The following is a 19,932-nucleotide window of genomic DNA, read 5'->3' on the forward strand; positions in this document are numbered from 1 at the left end:
CAGACCTCAAAAACAAGAGCGAAATCAGCTCTTCAATTCTTTTCTGAAAAGAAGAGGATAACACGGAGAGTTTGATCCTGGCTCAGGATGAACGCTGGCGGTCTGCTTAACACATGCAAGTCGAACGGACTTCCTCGGAAGTCAGTGGCGGACGGGTGAGTAACGCGTGAGAATCTACCTGAAGGATGGGGATAACTGTTGGAAACGACAGCTAATACCCAATAAGCCGAGAGGTAAAAAGGAAACCGCCTACAGAAGAGCTCGCGTCCGATTAGCTAGTTGGGAGGGTAAAAGCCTACCAAGGCAACGATCGGTAGCTGGTCTGAGAGGACGAGCAGCCACACTGGGACTGAGACACGGCCCAGACTCCTACGGGAGGCAGCAGTGGGGAATTTTCCGCAATGGGCGAAAGCCTGACGGAGCAAGACCGCGTGGGGGAGGAAGGCCCTTGGGTTGTAAACTCCTTTTCTCGGGGAAGAAGAACTGACGGTACCCGAGGAAAAAGCCTCGGCTAACTCCGTGCCAGCAGCCGCGGTAAGACGGAGGAGGCAAGCGTTATCCGGAATTATTGGGCGTAAAGGGTCCGCAGGTGGCGGTTCAAGTCTGCAGTCAAAGGTCGGGGCTCAACCCCGAAAAGGCTGTGGAAACTGAACAGCTAGAGTACGGTAGGGGCAGAGGGAATTCCCAGTGTAGCGGTGAAATGCGTAGAGATTGGGAAGAACACCGGTGGCGAAAGCGCTCTGCTAGGCCGAAACTGACACTGAGGGACGAAAGCTAGGGGAGCGAAAGGGATTAGATACCCCTGTAGTCCTAGCTGTAAACGATGGAGACTAGGTGTGGCCTGTATCGACCCGGGCCGTGCCGGAGCTAACGCGTTAAGTCTCCCGCCTGGGGAGTACGCACGCAAGTGTGAAACTCAAAGGAATTGACGGGGGCCCGCACAAGCGGTGGAGTATGTGGTTTAATTCGATGCAACGCGAAGAACCTTACCAGGGCTTGACATGTCGCGAACCCCGGGGAAACCTGGGGGTGCCTTAGGGAGCGCGAACACAGGTGGTGCATGGCTGTCGTCAGCTCGTGTCGTGAGATGTTGGGTTAAGTCCCGCAACGAGCGCAACCCTCGTCCTTAGTTGCCAGCAGTAAGATGGGAACTCTAGGGAGACTGCCGGTGACAAACCGGAGGAAGGTGGGGATGACGTCAAGTCAGCATGCCCCTTACGTCCTGGGCTACACACGTACTACAATGGGAAGGACAGAGAGCAGCAAGTACGCAAGTGCAAGCGAATCTCGAAAACCTTGCCCCAGTTCGGATTGCAGGCTGCAACTCGCCTGCATGAAGGAGGAATCGCTAGTAATCGCCGGTCAGCATACGGCGGTGAATACGTTCCCGGGCCTTGTACACACCGCCCGTCACACCATGGAAGTTGGCCAGGCCCGAAGTCATTACCCTAACCTTACGAGGAGGGGGATGCCGAAGGCCGGGCTGATGACTGGGGTGAAGTCGTAACAAGGTAGCCGTACCGGAAGGTGTGGCTGGATCACCTCCTTTAAGGGAGACCCAACTTTGGAAAAGGGAGAGGCAATCAAGACCCCCCAAAACCAGAGAATCCCGAGGTCGGTCGAGGTTAGAGAAGGAAAATCAGAAAAAGACTGTCAAACTCTTAGTGCGGTTCGCAGCGAGGGCTATTAGCTCAGGTGGTTAGAGCGCACCCCTGATAAGGGTGAGGTCCCTGGTTCGAGTCCAGGATGGCCCACCTAGAACCGGAGGGGGTATAGCTCAGTGGGTAGAGCGCTGCCTTTGCAAGGCAGATGCCAGCGGTTCGAGTCCGCTTACCTCCACCAACCATCGAGTTCAAAGATTAAGTTAGCTCAAAGCGAATTCAACACAGCACCCGTCATCTACAAGTAGAGAAACGGAATGCTGGATTGAAACCCAGCAAAGAACCTTGAAAAAAGCATAGACACCAAGAGAAAAGCATAGGGAAAAAAATCCTAGAACAAGCCAAAAGTGGTCAAGCTACAAAGGGCTAACGGTGGATCCCTAGGCACGTCGAGGCGAAGAAGGACGTGGTGACCGACGAAACGCTCCGGGGAGCTGGAAACAAGCATCGAGCCGGAGGTCTCCGAATGGGGCAACCCCAAGCACGACCCATCGAATCCATAGATGGGAACGAGCGAACCTGGCGAACTGAAACATCTTAGTAACCAGAGGAACAGAAAGAAAAATCGATTCCCTCAGTAGCGGCGAGCGAAGCGGGAACAGCCTAAACCGAAGACATTAAGTCATCGGGGTCGTGGGACGGCAACAACGAGAGTAGAGGCAGTAGACGAAGCGGCTGAATACCGCACCAGAGGGGGTGAAAGTCCCGTAGTCGAAACCGCCAACGCCTCAGCCGAATCCCGAGTAGCACGGAGCCCGTGGAATTCCGTGTGAATCAGCGAGGACCACCTCGTAAGGCTAAATACTCCGACGTGACCGATAGCGAAACAGTACCGTGAGGGAAAGGTGAAAAGAACCCCGAGCAGGGGAGTGAAATAGAACCTGAACCCGTTAGCCTACAAGCAGTGGGAGGACGATTAAACGTCTGACCGCGTGCCTGTTGAAGAATGAGCCGGCGAGTTATTAGACGAGGCTAGGTTAAGGCCGAAAGAGCCGCAGCCCGAGCGAAAGCGAGTCCGAACAGGGCGTAAACAGTCTCGTTTAATAGACCCGAACCCGGGTGATCTAACCATGTCCAGGATGAAGCTTGGGTAACACCAAGTGGAGGTCCGAACCGACCGATGTTGAAAAATCGGCGGATGAGGTGTGGTTAGGGGTGAAATGCCAATCGAACCCGGAGCTAGCTGGTTCTCCCCGAAATGCGTTGAGGCGCAGCGGTCGAAGATGATGACGAGGGGTAAAGCACTGTTTCGGTGCGGGCTGCGAGAGCGGTACCAAATCGAGACAAACTCAGAATACTCGTCAAGAAAGCGACCAGTGAGACGGTGGGGGATAAGCTTCATCGTCGAAAGGGAAACAGCCCAGACCACCAGCTAAGGTCCCCAAATGACCGCTCAGTGATTAAGGAGGTGAGAGTGCACAGACAACCAGGAGGTTGGCCTAGAAGCAGCCACCCTTGAAAGAGTGCGTAATAGCTCACTGGTCAAGCGCTCTGGCGCCGAAAATGAACGGGGCTAAGCGGTCTACCGAAGCTGTGGAACGAGCAATCGTTGGTAGGGGAGCGTTCCCCGACGGGAGAAGCACTAGCGAGAGCAGGTGTGGACGTCGGGGAAGTGAGAATGTCGGCTTGAGTAGCGCAAACATTGGTGAGAATCCAATGCCCCGAAACCCTAAGGGTTCCTCCGGCAGGTTCGTCCGCGGAGGGTTAGTCAGGACCTAAGGCGAGGCCGAAAGGCGTAGTCGATGGACAACGGGTGAACATTCCCGTACGGATTGGAGTTGGCGCGGGAGGACGGAGTGGGTCGAGACCAGCCGGAAGTTGGTTACCGGTTCAAGTGTTCGAGACGAAGACCGACGGCGAAAACGTTGGGAGTTAAGGCACGAGTACGAGACCTTACGAGGTCGAAGTGGTACAGATCGAACTTCCAAGAAAAGCCCCAACCGCCATAAGCTTCAATTCCCTGTACCCGAAACCGACACAGGTAGGGAGGTTGAGAAAACCGAGGGGCGCGAGCTAACTCTCTCTAAGGAACTCGGCAAAATGGCCCCGTAACTTCGGGAGAAGGGGTGCCCCCTGATGGGGGGTCGCAGTGAAGAGGCCCAGGCGACTGTTTACCAAAAACACAGGTCTCCGCCAAGTCGCAAGACGCTGTATGGAGGCTGACGCCTGCCCAGTGCCGGAAGGTTAAGGAAGTCGGTCAGCCCTGCGGGGTAAAGCTGGCGACCGAAGCCCCGGTGAACGGCGGCCGTAACTATAACGGTCCTAAGGTAGCGAAATTCCTTGTCGGGTAAGTTCCGACCCGCACGAAAGGCGTAACGATCTGGGCGCTGTCTCGGAGAGAGGCTCGGCGAAATAGGATTGTCTGTGAAGATACGGACTCCCTGCACCTGGACAGAAAGACCCTATGAAGCTTTACTGTAGCCTGGAATTGGCTTCGGGCTTCGCTTGCGCAGCATAGGTGGGAGGCGTGGAAGGTTTCCTTGCGGGGAAACTGGAGCCATCACTGAGATACCACTCTGGCGAAGCTAGAAGTCTAACCTCGACCCCTCAGCGGGGGGAGGAACCGTTTCAGGTGGGCAGTTTGACTGGGGCGGTCGCCTCCTAAAAGGTAACGGAGGCGCGCAAAGGTTCCCTCAGGCTGGTTGGAAATCAGCCGTCGAGTGTAAAGGCACAAGGGAGCTTGACTGCGAGACCTACAAGTCGAGCAGGGACGAAAGTCGGCCTTAGTGATCCGACGGTTCCGAGTGGAAGGGCCGTCGCTCAACGGATAAAAGTTACTCTAGGGATAACAGGCTGATCTCCCCCAAGAGTTCACATCGACGGGGAGGTTTGGCACCTCGATGTCGGCTCATCGCAACCTGGGGCGGAAGTACGTCCCAAGGGTTGGGCTGTTCGCCCATTAAAGCGGTACGTGAGCTGGGTTCAGAACGTCGTGAGACAGTTCGGTCCATATCCGGTGCAGGCGTAAGAGCATTGAGAGGCGCCCTCCTTAGTACGAGAGGACCGGGAGGGACACACCGCTGGTGTACCTGTTATCGTGCCAACGGTAGACGCAGGGTAGCCATGTGTGGCGTGGATAACCGCTGAAAGCATCTAAGTGGGAAGCCCACCTCAAGATGAGTGCTCTGGTGGAGTTAATCCAGTAAGGTCCCGGGCAGATTACCCGTTGATAGGCGTTAGGTGGAAGTCCTGCAAGGGATGTAGCCGAGACGTACTAACCGACCGAGCGCTTGACCTCTTTTCTCTCTTGGTTGTCTTTGCTTTTTTGAAGGTTTTTCCTTCTCTCTCTTTCCGGGTGCCTATGGCCTTGAGGCCCCACTCCGATCCCTTCCCGAACTCGGTTGTGAAACTCAAGTACGGCCACGATACTTGGAGGGTTGCCTCCTGGGACAATAGCTCGCTGCCCGGTTCTTTCTTAGATAAAACCCCTGCACTTCTGTGTGGGGGTTTTGTTGTTTGGAGTGAGGTGGTATTTTCTTTATAAATAGTCTCTAACAGTACTTAAACGGTAAAAAAGGTAAAATAAAAGCAAAACCCTTGACTGACAAGGATTTAAGGTGGAGAGCATCCCCATGAGAGAGACCACCCCAGCCGCCATGCCACCCTGCTTTGAGAAGTGGTGCAAGCGTTTCGACCCCGACTTCAAAACCTAAGCCCAAAAAAAGGGGTTTAGACACTATTTGGGAGGATTACTCGGAGAAAGCGAGCGAAAAAACATAACTCAGATGGCAAACGACTCGGTGGGAGTAGTGTACAACCGCTTTGACTTTTATGCGTTAACTGACGTTAGTTTAGCAACTCAAACCGGGCATCGGACTGTCAATCTCGTTGTAAGATCACCCCAAATGTACTCCCTTCGCCGGGTTTCGAGCGGACGGTGACCGTCCCTCCCATCCCTTCGACTAAGGTTTTGACGATCGATAAACCCAATCCGGTACCGCCTGTGGCGAGCGATTCTCCTGGGGAGACGCTACGCGATCGCGCTTCGTCTACCCGGTAGAATCGCTCGAAAATTCGGCCTTGTTGGGCGAGGGGAATCCCGACACCACGATCGCAGATTTCGACGATCGCCCGATCGCCGAACGATCGCACCCCGACTTTAATTTCCGTATCCGACGGCGAATATTTCACCGCATTATCGATTAAATTGAGTAACACCTGTTTGAGTCGGTTGCGATCGGCACTGGCTTCGAGCAAGTCCTCCCCACAGACGATCGCGATCTCCCGATGGCTATATTGTTTCGCCATTTCTACGACTTCGGCGACTAAATCGACGATTAAAAGCGGTTCGAGTTGAAAGTGCAGGTAACCGCGATCGGCCCGCGCCAGATCGAGCAGATCTTGCAATAATTGAATCGTTCTTTCCGCTTCGCTGGCGGCAATTTCGAGGGCTTCGCGTTGAGGTTCGCTCAAGTTCGTCGCCCGTCGCAAGGTACTTTGTAGATATCCGGACACCAGGGTTAACGGCGTTCTCAGTTCGTGAGAAACATTACTGACAAATTGCCGTTGTTGTTCCCAAGATTGGGCGAGGCGATCGAGCATCGTATTGCAGGTTTGCGCCAGTTGGCGCACCTCCGACGGCGCGTTTTGCAGTTGGATCCGGGCCGTATCCAGTTCGCGAACGGAGATGCGGTCGGCGAGTTGCCCGATTTCGAGAACCGGACGTAGCGATCGCCTCACGTAGAGCGCGATTGCCACGGTCATCGCCACGATCGCCGCCCCACTCGCCAAGGCTAAAGTGCGAATCAACCCCTCCAAGATTCCCCGATCCTCGGTAATATCCGCAGCAATGTATAGCTGTCCCAAATGGGTTCCCTTCACCGTCAACGGGCCGCTACACCACACCCAAAACCGACCGCCGATCTCGCTCACTTGCGGCATCATTTGTCTGGCGGGTAACCCTAGCAAACCTTTGCTGGTGTCGTCGTCGCGCCCGCTTAAGGGCATCGATTGGGCGGCGATCGCCCCGTCCGGTCGCTTCACCCACAGCAGCACGCGATCGGCGCTGAGACTGTCGATCGCGGGCTGCAAGCCCTTTTCAGCCGGATTGCGCTCGCTGTAGTGCATGACATCGCGATCGAAGCGATCGAAAATATACTTAATTGTCTGTTTGTGTGTCGCCACTAACTGACGCTGCATTTGCCAACTCGTGGCGATCGCCAAGGTGCCGATCCCCAACGCGGAAACGAGCGCCATTCCCACCGTCAAGCGGATTTGCAGGGAATGGGGATCGAATTTCGGTAACCAATGCACGGGTCGTGCAATCCATCGGCGAATCAGAGTCATGGCAGCGATCGAGGCATCACTTCCCAGGGTAGTGAAAGATTCTGAGAGCGGACTGAGAATTGCACATGGGGGCAATCGACCATCGGAACGACGAGTCCCTCAATAAAACTGCTGCGCATGAAATTGGGCGTAACGTCCCTCTTGAGCCAATAATTCGCCGTGAGTGCCCGATTCGAGAATTTGTCCGTTTTCGAGAACGACAATGCGATCGCATCGCCGAACCGTCGTTAACCGATGGGCGATAATCAACACCGTCCGCCCTTGCATCAACCGATCCAACGCTTCCTGAATCGCCCCTTCCGATTCCGAATCGAGGGCGGAAGTCGCTTCGTCGAGAATTAAAATCGTCGGATCGAGCAGGACCGCCCGGGCGATCGCGATCCGTTGTCGCTGTCCTCCGGATAAATTAACCCCCCCTTCGCCGACCCAACTGCGATACCCTTCACTCATTTGGGTGATAAACTCGTGGGCGTTGGCAATTTTCGCCGCCGCTTCGACGCGATCGAGGTCGTAGTCGAGTTGTCCGAAGGCAATATTTTCGGCGATCGTCCCGGTAAACAATTTCGTCTCTTGAGGGACGATCGCGATCTGACGGCGCAAACTGGCGAGAGTCACGCTTTTGACGTCGATGCCATCGATCGCCACTTGTCCGCTTTGCACGTCGTAAAAACGCGGTAGCAGGTTCACTAAGGTGCTTTTGCCGGCGCCGGAGGGCCCGACCAGGGCGATCGCCTCTCCGGGACTCACGGTTAAATCGATCTCTTGCAACACCGGACGGGGGTAGGGACCTTTGCCGTGATAGGAAAAAGTAACGTCGCGATACTCGATCCGACCTTTCACCGGAGGAAGGGCGATCGCCCCCGGTTTATCGGTGACCTCCGGTTGTCGGGAGAGCAACTCGAACACCCGTTCGACAGAGGCTTCCCCTTGTTTGAACTCGTTATAATTACTCGTGGTAATCGCGATCGGGTCGATCGACAGCGCCACCGCCGCCACGTAACTGACAAATTCACTGCCCGTGAGGTTATTTTGAGCAATTTGCCAGCCGCCGAGGAAAAATAAAAGTAAAACACTCAACGCTTCGAGAAAGCCGACCACGGGAAATTGAATCGCTTTGAGCTGTTCGGCGCTGAATCGGGCTTGACGGTTGCGTTCTGCCGCTTGACGAAAGCGATCGAGGGTGTAGTCTTCGGCGCAAAAGGCTTGCACGAGGCGAATTCCGCCGAAAACTTCGGTGACGATCGCCGACAGGTCGGCAATGCGGGACTGACTGTTATGGGAAAAGACCCGCAATTTTTCGCCAAACCAGGCGATCGACAGGGCCATTAAGGGGGCAACAATCGAACTGGCGAGGGTCAGTTGCCAGTTGAGATAGATCATGTAACTGAAGACGACGATCAGTTGCAGGATGCAAGGGACAAATTGGTGGAAGATTTTGTTAATGACTTCGCCGATGCGATCGATATCTTCGGTGAGGCGATAGGAGAGGTCTCCGGTTTGGGTATGGCTGAAGTAGCCCAAACTCAAGTGCAGTAAGTGCGCGTAAACGCGTTGGCGCAGGTCGAGGGCGATCGCCAAAGCCGCTTTAGCCATCAGTGCGTCTTGACCGTACTGCACCGCACCGCGCACGAGAAAGACCACTGCCGCCGATCCGGCGAGTTGGGCGATCGTCGCCACATCTCCCGCACCGATGGAGGCGGCCATATCCCCCGCCAAACGGGCTAAAATCGGCCAGAATGCGGTAAAGCCCAGGGTGCAAGCCAGCGCCTGGGCGATCGTTTTCCATTGGGGTTTGAGGTAGGGCAGCAGCAGCCCGTAACTAGAGCGAATCAAGGTTGATGGTTGCCAAATACTCCTTTTAATCTATCTTCAAATGTTGGTATTGAGAACTCGGACAGTGGTTTGAAGATAGCGGGGTAAGTGGCGGCGATCGCCCTAAACGAGCCGATCTCAGTCCCTATTCACCGAAGAAATCGTCATCCATACCGCCTCCGGGTCCCATTCCCCGGCCATTTCCAGGACGGTTTCCCTGGCGGTTGCCCCGGTTTTGATGCCGTTGTTGCATCTGTTGCGCCCATTGTTGTCGTTGTTCGGCACTCAATACTGCGCGAATCTCTAGCATTTGGTCGAAACGCAATTCACCCATCCGTTGGTGAAGTTTCATCATTTCGTCGTGTTTGGATCGTAATTGACTGTCGGATCCATTACCCACCATCAGGTCTTGCATTTCTTGACGCAATTGCATCATTTGTGTGTAGGTGCTTTCAGCTTCGCTGCGGTAGCGATCGCGGATTTGTTGAATGCGTTGCTGTTGGTCTTGACTGAGATCGAGCTGTTCGATCCAACGCTGTCCCCCTTGTCCGCGACCGCGACCGGGACCGCCGGGACGCTGGGCGACGATTTCAGGATTGCCGAATTCTGGGGGCGCGGCGTAAGCTGCCGTCGTACCGAGTAGGACGCTTAAAGCGGTTAAGGCACACAGTTGACGACGATGCATTCTGCCTTTCATGGTGTCATCCTCTAAATGTATGATTAAACGGTGGTCTGTTTTGATGCGCGGCTTATTCGCTTGCTTCTGGGAAGAACCAATCGGAACTTTCGGTGAGGGAAGTTTCGCCGAGTACCCCGTCCCAAGTGGTTTCCATATAGGTTTCGAGTTGGGCGAGTTCTTCGGCACTCGGTTGGGGAGGGATCGGCGATCGCGTACCGTTCCAGACCACGACCAGTCCCGCAGCAATCCCCACGGGAACGAGCCACAAGGGGCGTAATTGGCGTAATTTGGCGCGATTCACGGCGATGGGGTGGGGGCCGTCGAGGGCGTCGATCGTGCGATCTTCTAATTCCGGAGAAGGAGGTGGCACGTCCGGGGCATATTCCCGCAGAAATTGGACGAGACGGCGATCGGGATCGTTGGGTTGATTCATAATTGCACTCCTTCCCCTTCGAGAAATTTCCGCATGGCACTGCGCGCGTGAAACAAACGGGATTTGACCGTACCGACGGGAATTTGTAAGATTTCGGCGATCGCCTTTTGGGGTACATCTTCCAAGTCGTGGAGTACGAGGACGCTGCGGTGGTCGAAACTGAGATGGGAGAGTCCGCGTTTGACTAAATCTTGGTAGTGTAAGGTCATCAAGTCGGTTTCTGGGGAACCCGCGCGGTCGCGATCGGGTAAAGTACCGATGAGACGTTCCTGTTTTTGGTGTTGTTTGGCATAAGCCTGACGGCGATCGCTCGCCACGTTCCAACTGATGCGATACAGCCACGTTCCGAAATGCGCGGGTTGTTTGAGTTTGGGTAAGCCTTTCCAAGCTCTGAGAAAAACCTCTTGCACTAAGTCATCGATATTGCTCAACCCACATAATGGGTAAAGGGTCGAGCGGACTTTACCGTGATAGCGTCGATACAGTTGGCGAAAGCTAGCGCGATCGCCTTCCTGACATCGAGTCACTAACTCGGCATCGGTTTCGGTTGCTTCGGTCGGCACGGTTAACCCCTATGGTTTTTCCCTGGCGCTTTTGTGATTTTCTGTAGGTTTAGACAGACCCTCCCTCGAAACGGTTCAAGGCGATCGGTTAAATTTTTGCTCGAAACCCCTCAAAACCTTACAGGAACTGGGTTCTCAAGATTTTAAATTCTCCAAATCGAAAAAAATTGCCTTGAGGGCTAGACATCTCAAACAAATCTGCTAAGATAAGAAATGCGCGCCAAAAAAGCGCCCATCGCACGGCTCAGTAGCTCAGTGGTTAGAGCAGGGGACTCATAAGCCCAAGGTCGCAGGTTCAAATCCCGCCTGAGCCATCCACTCCATAAGGCTTTCAGCCCTTCATCCTCTAAGGAACCCGTCATTCAAAGGGTAAAGCCTACTGTCGGGATGTAAGACCGAACCGTAGAGGACACAAGAAATCTAGGATTGGGTAATCTGTTGGGTAGGAAGCCGCTATTGCAATCTCCGATTCAATAGCTGTAGTTCACGTCAATGAGTGAAGTACCCGACGCTCATTGCTACGCAATAGAGCGCGGGCTTCTCTCTTCACCGGGAACCGCCTCTAGGAGGGTAGACTTTCGCCTGCCTCCCTTTGGTCTTACATTCCCTCCGAGAGCAGTAGACCCACTGACTTCAGTCCAATATCCGCAAGCCTTCATTTCTGATATTGATTGCTGCATTGATGTCCCTGTCGTGCCTCTGTTGTTAACACAGGTAGAAATAGTTTCAGCACCTTTTCCCTTCAAAGAGGGTCAAACCAGAGATCATTTGCAGGAAAAAAGATCTTTCCGTCGTTTCAGCACCTTTTCCCTTCAAAGAGGGTCAAACAAAGATTTTTCCGTATTTGCTTGGGTTGGAAACAACTCGTTTCAGCACCTTTTCCCTTCAAAGAGGGTCAAACGATTTAAAGTCTGTAAAAAGTGGGGGGAGCCGGTCCAGTGTTTCAGCACCTTTTCCCTTCAAAGAGGGTCAAACTTGAATTACAACATCAAGCTTTATCGCGGCGATGAAAGTTTCAGCACCTTTTCCCTTCAAAGAGGGTCAAACAACCGTGGAAAATCGCGAAGACCTTTTAACGATCTTTGTTTCAGCACCTTTTCCCTTCAAAGAGGGTCAAACAAATGGTCTTTCTGCTATTCAAGGCTTAGGTGGCACTCGTTTCAGCACCTTTTCCCTTCAAAGAGGGTCAAACGTTTTTCTTTTTGTTTTTTTCTTTTCTTTTTTCCTTCGTTTCAGCACCTTTTCCCTTCAAAGAGGGTCAAACTTGTTTCTTCTTCTTCTTTTTATCCCCACCCCTGGTTTCAGCACCTTTTCCCTTCAAAGAGGGTCAAACTATGTAGGCGGAATTCATTACGCTTTTTATGAGGGTTTCAGCACCTTTTCCCTTCAAAGAGGGTCAAACCTAGTTTGCGAGGAAGAGAGCGCAAAGATTCTAGTTTCAGCACCTTTTCCCTTCAAAGAGGGTCAAACCCGAACCTAGACAACACAAGAGTTTGACAGTCGGATTGCAGAAAGATACCGGATTTGTTTCAGCACCTTTTCCCTTCAAAGAGGGTCAAACGCGATACCGCACGATATGTGCGGTACCGTATCCAAGACAATAAGTTTCAGCACCTTTTCCCTTCAAAGAGGGTCAAACGTGGGGCGAACCCCTGGAACCGGGCTGGCCCCCGAACTGCGAACAGTTTCAGCACCTTTTCCCTTCAAAGAGGGTCAAACGTCTGCACTGAGTGGGAACTCCGTGACACAGACGGAGTGTTTCAGCACCTTTTCCCTTCAAAGAGGGTCAAACCCGTCGCAGCCTTAGATTTGATTATCCGGGGGACTCCCCCGTTTCAGCACCTTTTCCCTTCAAAGAGGGTCAAACGGGGTCCAAGTCGGCCCCTTCACAGGGCGAGGAGGGGGTTTCAGCACCTTTTCCCTTCAAAGAGGGTCAAACAAGTGGCTCGACTTTACGGTACACGGGTCCGCAAAATGTTTCAGCACCTTTTCCCTTCAAAGAGGGTCAAACTTTTTGTTAGGGCCCGGCATGTCCGGGAACCCGCAAGTTTCAGCACCTTTTCCCTTCAAAGAGGGTCAAACATTCCTAAAGAGGTTATCTGGTCCCAAATGGACCGCACCAGTTTCAGCACCTTTTCCCTTCAAAGAGGGTCAAACAGTTTCGAGCCAGCTGTCTGAGTTAGTTGGTCTTCCCAAAAAAGTTTCAGCACCTTTTCCCTTCAAAGAGGGTCAAACGTGGCTCCAGCTACGTATACGTAGGAGTGTACAATGTGCGGTTTCAGCACCTTTTCCCTTCAAAGAGGGTCAAACCCCTTGTCACTTTTGTCACTTGTTTTGTTTCTGCTTGTTTCAGCACCTTTTCCCTTCAAAGAGGGTCAAACGATCGTAATGGGGTGCAAAATGCACTCCAGGTAATCAGCTGTTTCAGCACCTTTTCCCTTCAAAGAGGGTCAAACTTTTCTTTTTTGTCCTTTCTGTTGCAGCCACTACTGCTGGTTTCAGCACCTTTTCCCTTCAAAGAGGGTCAAACAACCTGTTCTCGTACAGGTCGAAGTGTGTGTTAAGTGGGGTTTCAGCACCTTTTCCCTTCAAAGAGGGTCAAACGGGGTGTATAAGGGGGGGGGCTCCCCATACCTCCGTCTATTGTTTCAGCACCTTTTCCCTTCAAAGAGGGTCAAACAACTATACTACAAAGTATTTTTTACTCAAACTTGGGGAGAGTTTCAGCACCTTTTCCCTTCAAAGAGGGTCAAACTATCTCCGAGTATTCGGAAACAACAACATAGACTGTTGTTTCAGCACCTTTTCCCTTCAAAGAGGGTCAAACAAAAGTTTTATGTTTGGGGGGGCGACTACGTCTCCCTGTTTCAGCACCTTTTCCCTTCAAAGAGGGTCAAACTACGGCATGGCCGGACCCCACCCCTACGTGGGGGTATAGTTTCAGCACCTTTTCCCTTCAAAGAGGGTCAAACCCTTGAGGTTTTAAACTCAAGCAGTAAGCTGATTTTACACCCATAGATCTGAGGGGGTCAAGTTTTTGTAGCAACAACTGGCTCCTTATCGGGTGAAATCACGAAAAATCGTCAGCGCAATGCTTCTGGTAGAGGACGATCTGAGGGGGTCAACCAAAGAATCAACGTTTCCACGATCGCCCAACCCCCTCAGATGCTTATCGATCGCCATAAATAAATAAGTAGAACTAATTTAGAGATCGCGGATTTGGTAAATACGATGTTTGACTTCTAGGGGAATGTGGGGATCGTCAATGACGCGATCGAGTAATGGCGAAAACTTCCCTTGATTGTGGGCGATCGCTACGACCAACGCCTGCCAATTAGCTAGGGGTAAGGAGTTGCCTTCTTCGCCGATCGCTTCAAGTACCAAACCTTCGAGAAACTGCGGATCGTACTTCCCCAACTGATTGAGTAATCCCGTCACCATCGTCTTGTCTATTTTACCACGAACATCGATCGCCCGCCATAACAAATGAGTACATTCAAGCAAATCGGGAATCAAACTGCGCTCTTCTAAAAAAGCCATTTGATTGAATGCAATCCAAGCTGAATTTGCCATCATATCCACAGTCATTTGTGGGGCTTGTACCAAGACAGAACGAGTTAACTTAAAAATGGCCTTAGCGATCGCCTGTTCGACCCGGCGTTCCCCTGACGGATGATGCCAAATCGCTGCCGTACAAAGCTGATACATTCCCTGTAACACTTCCGGTGACTTTTCCTCGGCCATCACCTCTAAAACCTTGGCAATTTCTGTAGGCGTAATGCCAAAATCATTCACGCCTTCTAAAATTACTTTTAAACAATTTTGCCGCACTACCACAATCGGAGAATCTCGCAAAATAGGTAGTAAACTCTCGATAGCTATCCCTATATTTTCCCAGCCTAAATCGAGAACCGTCCAACTAGCCGCCTTGGCCAAATCTTGAGAGCGATCGCCGCAAAAAGCGATCGTTCGTTCCAGACTTTCTCGATCGCCCCTTTGGGCGCGATCGCGCAATAGCTTCAACAATGCAATTCGCGCCTCCTTAGAGTTCTGACGAGCTTCTAAATCTGGAGCCAGTTCGGCGGGGAGACAATGCAATTTTTTCAAAATCTGATTCACTTGCCTCGTTTTCGTCCGAGCAAAAATTTCCCGTAACCCCTGTGTCAAAATCGGTTTTACCCCAGGAAATTGTACCGCCAATCCATCGAGAATCCGGATCGATTCCACCGGATGAGAAATCAGCCGAGGGCGCAACCACTGAGCTAATTGAACCGCCAACACTTCGTCAATGGTGAGGCGATCTCCTTCCACTTGCGCGAGGGTTTTCAAGATCGTAGATAGGGTGGAAATCCTATTGTCTAGAATCTGTTCGACTTCTAGACTCAAGAAATATTTAACCAGACGATCGCCCCCACCCGCTTGCACTATTTCTTTGAGGGCGATCGTACAGTTACTATTAAAAGATTTAGATAATCGCGACGGGGGATCGATTAATAAATACGTCACCATTTCAGCCATCCACTGACGATTGTCGATCGCGTGTTGACCCACGGCTGCGGCAATAACTCCCAGGGATTCGGTCGGTAAAGGAGCCTCAAAAGCGGTCAACCAAGACTCTCCCAAGATCGTCGATTGGGTAGCGAGTAAGTCGGGCAGTAGTTCGACAGTCAGGGCGATCGCCTTTTCTCTTTCAAAAAAAGAATTATTCGCTGGAGGAAGTTGGAGAATCGTCAATAAAAAATCGGCCTTAACTGCCGAGGGAACGCCTTCAGATAAATACAAGTCGATCGCCAAACTTCTAACTTTACTACCCAAGGAAGCATAATATTCCTTGAGAGCGGTTAAAACAGGTCGTTCGATCGCTCGATCGCGTAACCGAATTTCGCGGTAATATTCATTGAGAAACTTTCCTAAAAATCGATACCCTTGCTCGCGATCGCCTTCAATTTCTGGATGGCTCATTAACGCCGTCAATGCCTCTGGAAAACGAGCGCCTGCTTCGGGATGGCGGGCGATCGCCACGGCGGCAATTTCCAAGGTTTTATTGAGGGCATCTTGACCGACAGTTGACAGCAATTTAACCAGCAGATCCCACACCGTCGAATCGTGACGTTGGGGAGCAGAATTGAGGGCAATTAATAAGGTTTCGATAAAGGCACCCTGACGAAGTTGAGCGAGTTCGAGCAGGGGAAATAAAACACGAGTCGCTTCCGGTTCGATCCGCGAAACTGCCGCCAAGGAGATCGCCCGAAATGGCAGTAGTTGAGTGCGATCGAGTTCGTTGGAGATCTGCTCGAATTGGTTTAAAGGAAGCAAGGTAAAGAACTGTCGAAAAATTGGCCAAATGTAGTGGCGGACTTGACCAGAAGGCGATTGTAACTCCTGGCGAATGACGAATTGAGCAGTTTCTCCCGATTCGGTACCATTCCACCATCGGGCGATGGCGTATTCTAAAAAGGTTTGATGAAAAAAGCCGATGCGATCGTTACCCAACTCTTTGACAATGCCATCACTGCGTAAGGCAGTATAGGCGATGAAATCGGTTTCGTCGGTCAAATCTAAACTGGTTTCATAGAGAAAATCTCGGAGTCTTTCGCCGGAATGACAATACAAACGTTCGGCTAAAAATAAACACAGTTTTTCTTTCGCTTTACCAATCCGTCGCGATTGTTGTTGGTGTCGAACTTTGGCAATTTTCCAATTCCAATAAATCTCGTACAGTTGGCTGACCGTCAGATCTTCCGGAACCACTTGGGCTTCGGCAAATAATTCGCACAACAGCGCCAATAACAACGGATTGCAAACAATTTCGGTGAGGGAGACGCGATCGGCACAGAGTGCTAAGAGGCGATCGGCAAAAGTGATTTGACTCTCTTCTGTGGGAAATTCGGTTTTGAGACGGGCAAACAGCCGCGCCGCTAGGGTCACTTCTTCCAGTGCAAAGGGCGTCAACTTACAACCGTCGTAGACCTGTTCTCGAAACCCGGCAAAACTTTCGTGATAAGGCTCGAAAAAATCCGCATAATCGTTATGGCGACAGGTGAAAACTACCGTTGTTTCCCATTCGAGCAATTCGGCAAATAGGGCGCGCAAGATCGGAACCAGAGTTTTCGTGAGAACAATATCTAAAGTATCGAGTAATAAAACTCCCCGTCCGTGTTCCACGGTTAATTGTGCGGCAAGATCGGCGATCGTCACCCGGCGATCGCTCGCTTTTTCGCCGACTTCTTCGGGGAAGGAAAGGGCAGATTCGAGCAAATCGTCACAACGGACTAAAGCAACCCACGCCGCCTCCCGATCGCCTGTGAGTTCGTCGTACAAGGTGCCGAGAATCGTGCTTTTTCCATAGCCCGCCGCCCCCAAAATCGGCACGATCCGGGGTTTTCCCGAGAGTCCCAGTTCGATTTGCTGCAAGCATTTTTCTAGAAAAGTTTCGCGCCGAATGGTCGGTAAGATATAAGGTTCGAGGGCTTTGCGAGTACGATCGCCGTTGCGAATGACCGCATCTAGCAGGGCGCGATCGCACTGAGCAGCTTTTTCCGAGTCAGTCATGTCCGCATTCGAGTCATCCAGTTGCGAATCGTCCGGTGAAGCGGCAATATCTTGCCAGTCGAGATCGAGCAGATGGCAAATTTCCTGGAAAAAACTGCGATCGACGGGTTTGTAATTGAAAAACTTACTGACCGTAGACCACGAGGCGATTTGGTGTTCTTTGGCGATCGCCGTTCGGGTTAAATTGAGCCGTTTTAAAGCCCGTTCTGCCTTGACGATGCCCTCATGAGAAGCAATCAAAGAACGCGCGGACATGACAATTCCTATCACCGTAGGTTTATTCGATTTTACTATCAGAGTCTCCTCAGTTTTTTCACAAGTCATCTTTCAAACTCATACATCGATCTGCCAAACGCAGATAAGAACGCCGACAAGCACCCTTGATGGTGGAAACGTCAGTCTTTTTCTGATTTCACCGTGAACTTTACACGAGAACAGTTGAAAGCCGCTTGGCAGCAAGTGCGCCGTCGATCCCGTCAAGCGGGAATCGACGGTATGACCGTAGATCGATTTGCCCGAGATTTAGACGAATACTTGTCTCAAATCCAACACCATCTCAATGCCGAAACCTATCGCGCCCTTCCCGCCAAAGGGTTTTATTTACCTAAAGCCAATGGCGGCAAACGTTCGATCGGTATTCCTACCGTGCGCGATCGCATCGTCCAGCGCGTGTTACTCGAAGAACTCTACTGGCCCCTAGAAGAGACCTTTCTCGATTGTAGCTACGCTTACCGACCCGGACGCAGCATCCACGGCGCCGCCCGCCACTTCTCTACCTACACCCAATTTCAACCCTGCTGGGTTCTCAAAGCCGATATCGCTCAATTCTTCGATCGCCTCTGTCGAAGCCTATTGTTGACCCAACTCGAACAATTAGACCTCGAACCGATCTTAGTGCAACTACTCGAACAGCAAATTTCCGCCGGAATTGTCATTCGCGGTCAGTATCAAAACTTCGGTCAAGGTGTCTTACAAGGGGCGATCTTATCCGGTGCCTTAGCCAATTTATACCTCACCGACTTCGACCGTCGCAGTTTAGCTGCCGGACTCAATTTAGTTCGCTACGGCGATGACTTTGCGATCGCCACTTCAAGCCGACGACAAGCCCAACAGGTCTTAGAATGCGTGGGCGAGTGGCTGGCTCAAGTCTACCTCACTTTAAACCCCAACAAAACTCACATTTACTCTCCCGACGACGAATTTACCTTTCTCGGATATCGCTTTCTCGGCCACCAATTTTACCCGCCACCGCCGCCAAAACGCCCGGAAACCGGGGAATGGCTGCTCTCCCCTTCCGGCGTTCCCTACCGACGGCTAAAACCACGCCGAACCCCACGGGTTTCCCGTCCGCCTCGGGGGTCCGATTCTTCACCGATGGGATTGCCCATGGCCCACAGCGAACATTTATGGAGCGAAAGGATGACGAGTTTATATATCACCGACCAAGGAGCTTATTTACGAGTCAAAAATCAACAATTTGAGGTGTTTTACGATCGCCAACTGCGCGTTAAAGTTCCGGCCAGTCGAGTCAGTTATATTGTTCTATTTGGCTGTTGCAATATGTCGCACGGTGCCGTTTCTTTAGCTTTGCGACGACGGATTCCCGTCATGTTTTTATCGCAAAAAGGACGATATTTCGGGCGGCTATATTCGGAAAGTCATGCAAAAGTAGACTATTTAACTCGGCAGGTTCAGTGCGCCCTCGACTCCGAATTTACCCGCCTTCAAGCCGAGGCGATCGTTGCCGCAAAATTGCACAACTCTCGGGCATTATTATTGAAATTGAACCGTCGCCGCCCAACCGATGCTGCTTTTATTGCTTTAGAAATGCTCGCCAGTTGTCGCGATAAATTATCCCTTGCCGAATCGATGGATGCTTTGCGCGGCTATGAAGGAAAAGCTGCCTCTGCTTATTTTCAAGGCTTGGGTTCTTTATTTGCCGACCCCTTTACTTTTTCTAAACGCACTAAACGCCCCCCAACCGATCCGATTAACAGCATGATGAGTTTGGGCTATACCTTATTGAGTCAAAACGTCCATTCTTTTGTCAATTTAGCCGGATTGCATCCCCATTTTGGAAATCTGCACGTCCCTCGCGATAATCATCCGGCTTTAGTCTCGGATTTAATGGAAGAATTTCGCGCCCAAATTGTCGATTCTTTGGTGGCTTACTTAGTCAACTCCAAAATTTTAACTCCCGATGATTTTACTTTGCCAGACGAACGCAATGGCGTCTATTTACAGCCTCATGCTTTGAAGAAATATCTCAAACATTGGGAGGATAAGTTGTTATCGGAAATTACTCATCCCCACACTCAGTACAAAGTCAGTTTGAAGCGCTGTATTGAGTTACAAGTCCGGGAGTATCTTGCCTGTTTAACTGGAGAAGTCGAAGTTTATCGTCCGATGTTGTGGAAGGTGTAGCCTCAATTTACCCCAATTCTAACTTTTCCCTCGTCCAAACTTTCATGTCCATCTTTTCTTTTGAGTGCATTTTCCTCTGCTATGCAAGACATTGAGATCCCCCTAAATCCCCCTTTTTAAGGGGGACTTTCCTCATTCCCCTCGAAGCCGAATAGACCGAGACGATCCCCCTAAATCCCCTTTCAAAGGGGGGTTGGGGGGATAGGGGGATCGGCACTGTACCTTATCAGACGCCCGAGTGCTGTAGTGCAGAACCGACTGCTGACTGGAACCCGCAAAGCACTGTTTTTGGAGATCGCACGACAACCGGGAATCACTACAGCGCAACTGTGTGCTTATAGTTGTGCTAGAGGAGGTTCACTCCAGCGCATCAATCATCACTTAGCAGGCTTGATTGATGAGGGGTTTATTTGTACCTCTTTTCGCGATCGACGCGGTAAGTCCCATTATCAAATTACCAAAAGTAAGGGGAAACGAATGCTAAAATATTTGCAGGCCGCGAGGCCAATCAACTCCCACCTA

7 protein-coding genes, 3 tRNA genes, 3 rRNA genes, 1 pseudogene and 1 CRISPR repeat array are annotated in these 19,932 nt (G+C 51.6%); of the genes and pseudogenes, 8 read left to right on the forward strand and 6 right to left on the reverse strand.

All coding sequences use genetic code 11. The features are described 5' to 3' along the window. The first annotated feature begins 59 nt into the window (after positions 1-59). The 6 genes and pseudogenes from HCG48_RS17220 to HCG48_RS17245 form a co-directional block, all read left to right on the forward strand. Positions 60-1,549, forward strand: a 16S ribosomal RNA gene (locus HCG48_RS17220). Between the two features lie 131 nt (positions 1,550-1,680). Next, a tRNA-Ile gene (locus tag HCG48_RS17225) sits at positions 1,681-1,754 on the forward strand. A 12-nt stretch (positions 1,755-1,766) separates the two neighbouring features. Beyond that, a tRNA-Ala gene (locus HCG48_RS17230) sits at positions 1,767-1,842 on the forward strand. Between the two features lie 168 nt (positions 1,843-2,010). Beyond that, positions 2,011-4,899: ribosomal RNA gene (locus tag HCG48_RS17235) — 23S ribosomal RNA — on the forward strand. A 53-nt stretch (positions 4,900-4,952) separates the two neighbouring features. Next, positions 4,953-5,070 (forward strand): 5S ribosomal RNA (gene rrf, locus HCG48_RS17240). The 16S, 23S and 5S rRNA genes sit together here with 2 tRNA genes alongside, the layout of an rRNA operon. A 163-nt stretch (positions 5,071-5,233) precedes the next feature. Further along, a pseudogene (locus HCG48_RS17245) lies at positions 5,234-5,434 on the forward strand (IS701 family transposase); the annotation flags it as partial. A gap of 46 nt (positions 5,435-5,480) precedes the next feature. Here HCG48_RS17245 and HCG48_RS17250 read toward each other — a convergent pair. The 5 genes from HCG48_RS17250 to HCG48_RS17270 all read right to left on the reverse strand — a co-directional run bounded on the left by HCG48_RS17250 (position 5,481) and on the right by HCG48_RS17270 (position 10,434). Next, positions 5,481-6,947 carry a sensor histidine kinase gene (locus HCG48_RS17250; protein WP_168570249.1) on the reverse strand — a complete coding sequence of 489 codons (1,467 nt, stop codon included), beginning with the start codon at positions 6,945-6,947 and terminating at the stop codon, positions 5,481-5,483. Between the two features lie 99 nt (positions 6,948-7,046). Continuing rightward, entirely contained in the window at positions 7,047-8,780 is a 1,734-nt protein-coding gene (locus tag HCG48_RS17255) for an ABC transporter ATP-binding protein (protein ID WP_168570250.1), read from the reverse strand. Positions 8,781-8,904: 124 nt separating this feature from the next. After that, positions 8,905-9,456, reverse strand: a complete 552-nt coding sequence (locus tag HCG48_RS17260; RefSeq protein WP_168570251.1) for a Spy/CpxP family protein refolding chaperone — start codon at positions 9,454-9,456, stop codon at positions 8,905-8,907. 52 nt (positions 9,457-9,508) lie between these two features. After that, positions 9,509-9,871, reverse strand: a complete 363-nt coding sequence (locus HCG48_RS17265) for a hypothetical protein (protein WP_168570252.1) — start codon at positions 9,869-9,871, stop codon at positions 9,509-9,511. Continuing rightward, positions 9,868-10,434 (reverse strand): sigma-70 family RNA polymerase sigma factor, encoded by a 567-nt coding sequence (locus HCG48_RS17270; RefSeq protein ID WP_168570253.1) that lies wholly within the window; start codon positions 10,432-10,434, stop codon positions 9,868-9,870. The genes HCG48_RS17265 and HCG48_RS17270 overlap by 4 nt, the downstream gene beginning before the upstream one ends. A 241-nt stretch (positions 10,435-10,675) precedes the next feature. On the opposite strand from HCG48_RS17270, the gene HCG48_RS17275 reads away from it, so the two are divergent. Next, a tRNA-Met gene (locus tag HCG48_RS17275) sits at positions 10,676-10,748 on the forward strand. 409 nt (positions 10,749-11,157) lie between these two features. Next, positions 11,158-13,406: direct repeats of the CRISPR family, unit length 35 nt; unit sequence GTTTCAGCACCTTTTCCCTTCAAAGAGGGTCAAAC. Positions 13,407-13,638: 232 nt separating this feature from the next. On the opposite strand, the gene HCG48_RS17280 is transcribed toward HCG48_RS17275, so the two are convergent. Then, entirely contained in the window at positions 13,639-17,241 is a 3,603-nt protein-coding gene (locus HCG48_RS17280) for an NACHT domain-containing protein (RefSeq protein ID WP_168570254.1), read from the reverse strand. Between the two features lie 162 nt (positions 17,242-17,403). On the opposite strand from HCG48_RS17280, the gene cas1 reads away from it, so the two are divergent. Next, positions 17,404-19,410: a CRISPR-associated endonuclease Cas1 gene (gene cas1, locus HCG48_RS17285; protein WP_168570255.1), complete on the forward strand. Its 2,007-nt coding sequence runs from the start codon at positions 17,404-17,406 to the stop codon at positions 19,408-19,410. Positions 19,411-19,932 lie beyond the last annotated feature (522 nt).

Origin of the sequence: Oxynema aestuarii AP17 (assembly GCF_012295525.1) — a bacterium.
In the GTDB taxonomy this organism is placed as follows: Bacteria; Cyanobacteriota; Cyanobacteriia; order Cyanobacteriales; family Laspinemataceae; genus Oxynema; species Oxynema aestuarii.

Coding starts and splice junctions, on each gene's coding strand:
- HCG48_RS17260 (WP_168570251.1), bottom strand. CDS start 9,456: ATGAAAGGCAGAATGCATCGTCGTCAACTGTGTGCCTTAACCGCTTTA.
- HCG48_RS17265 (WP_168570252.1), bottom strand. CDS start 9,871: ATGAATCAACCCAACGATCCCGATCGCCGTCTCGTCCAATTTCTGCGG.
- HCG48_RS17250 (WP_168570249.1), bottom strand. CDS start 6,947: ATGACTCTGATTCGCCGATGGATTGCACGACCCGTGCATTGGTTACCG.
- HCG48_RS17280 (WP_168570254.1), bottom strand. CDS start 17,241: ATGTCCGCGCGTTCTTTGATTGCTTCTCATGAGGGCATCGTCAAGGCA.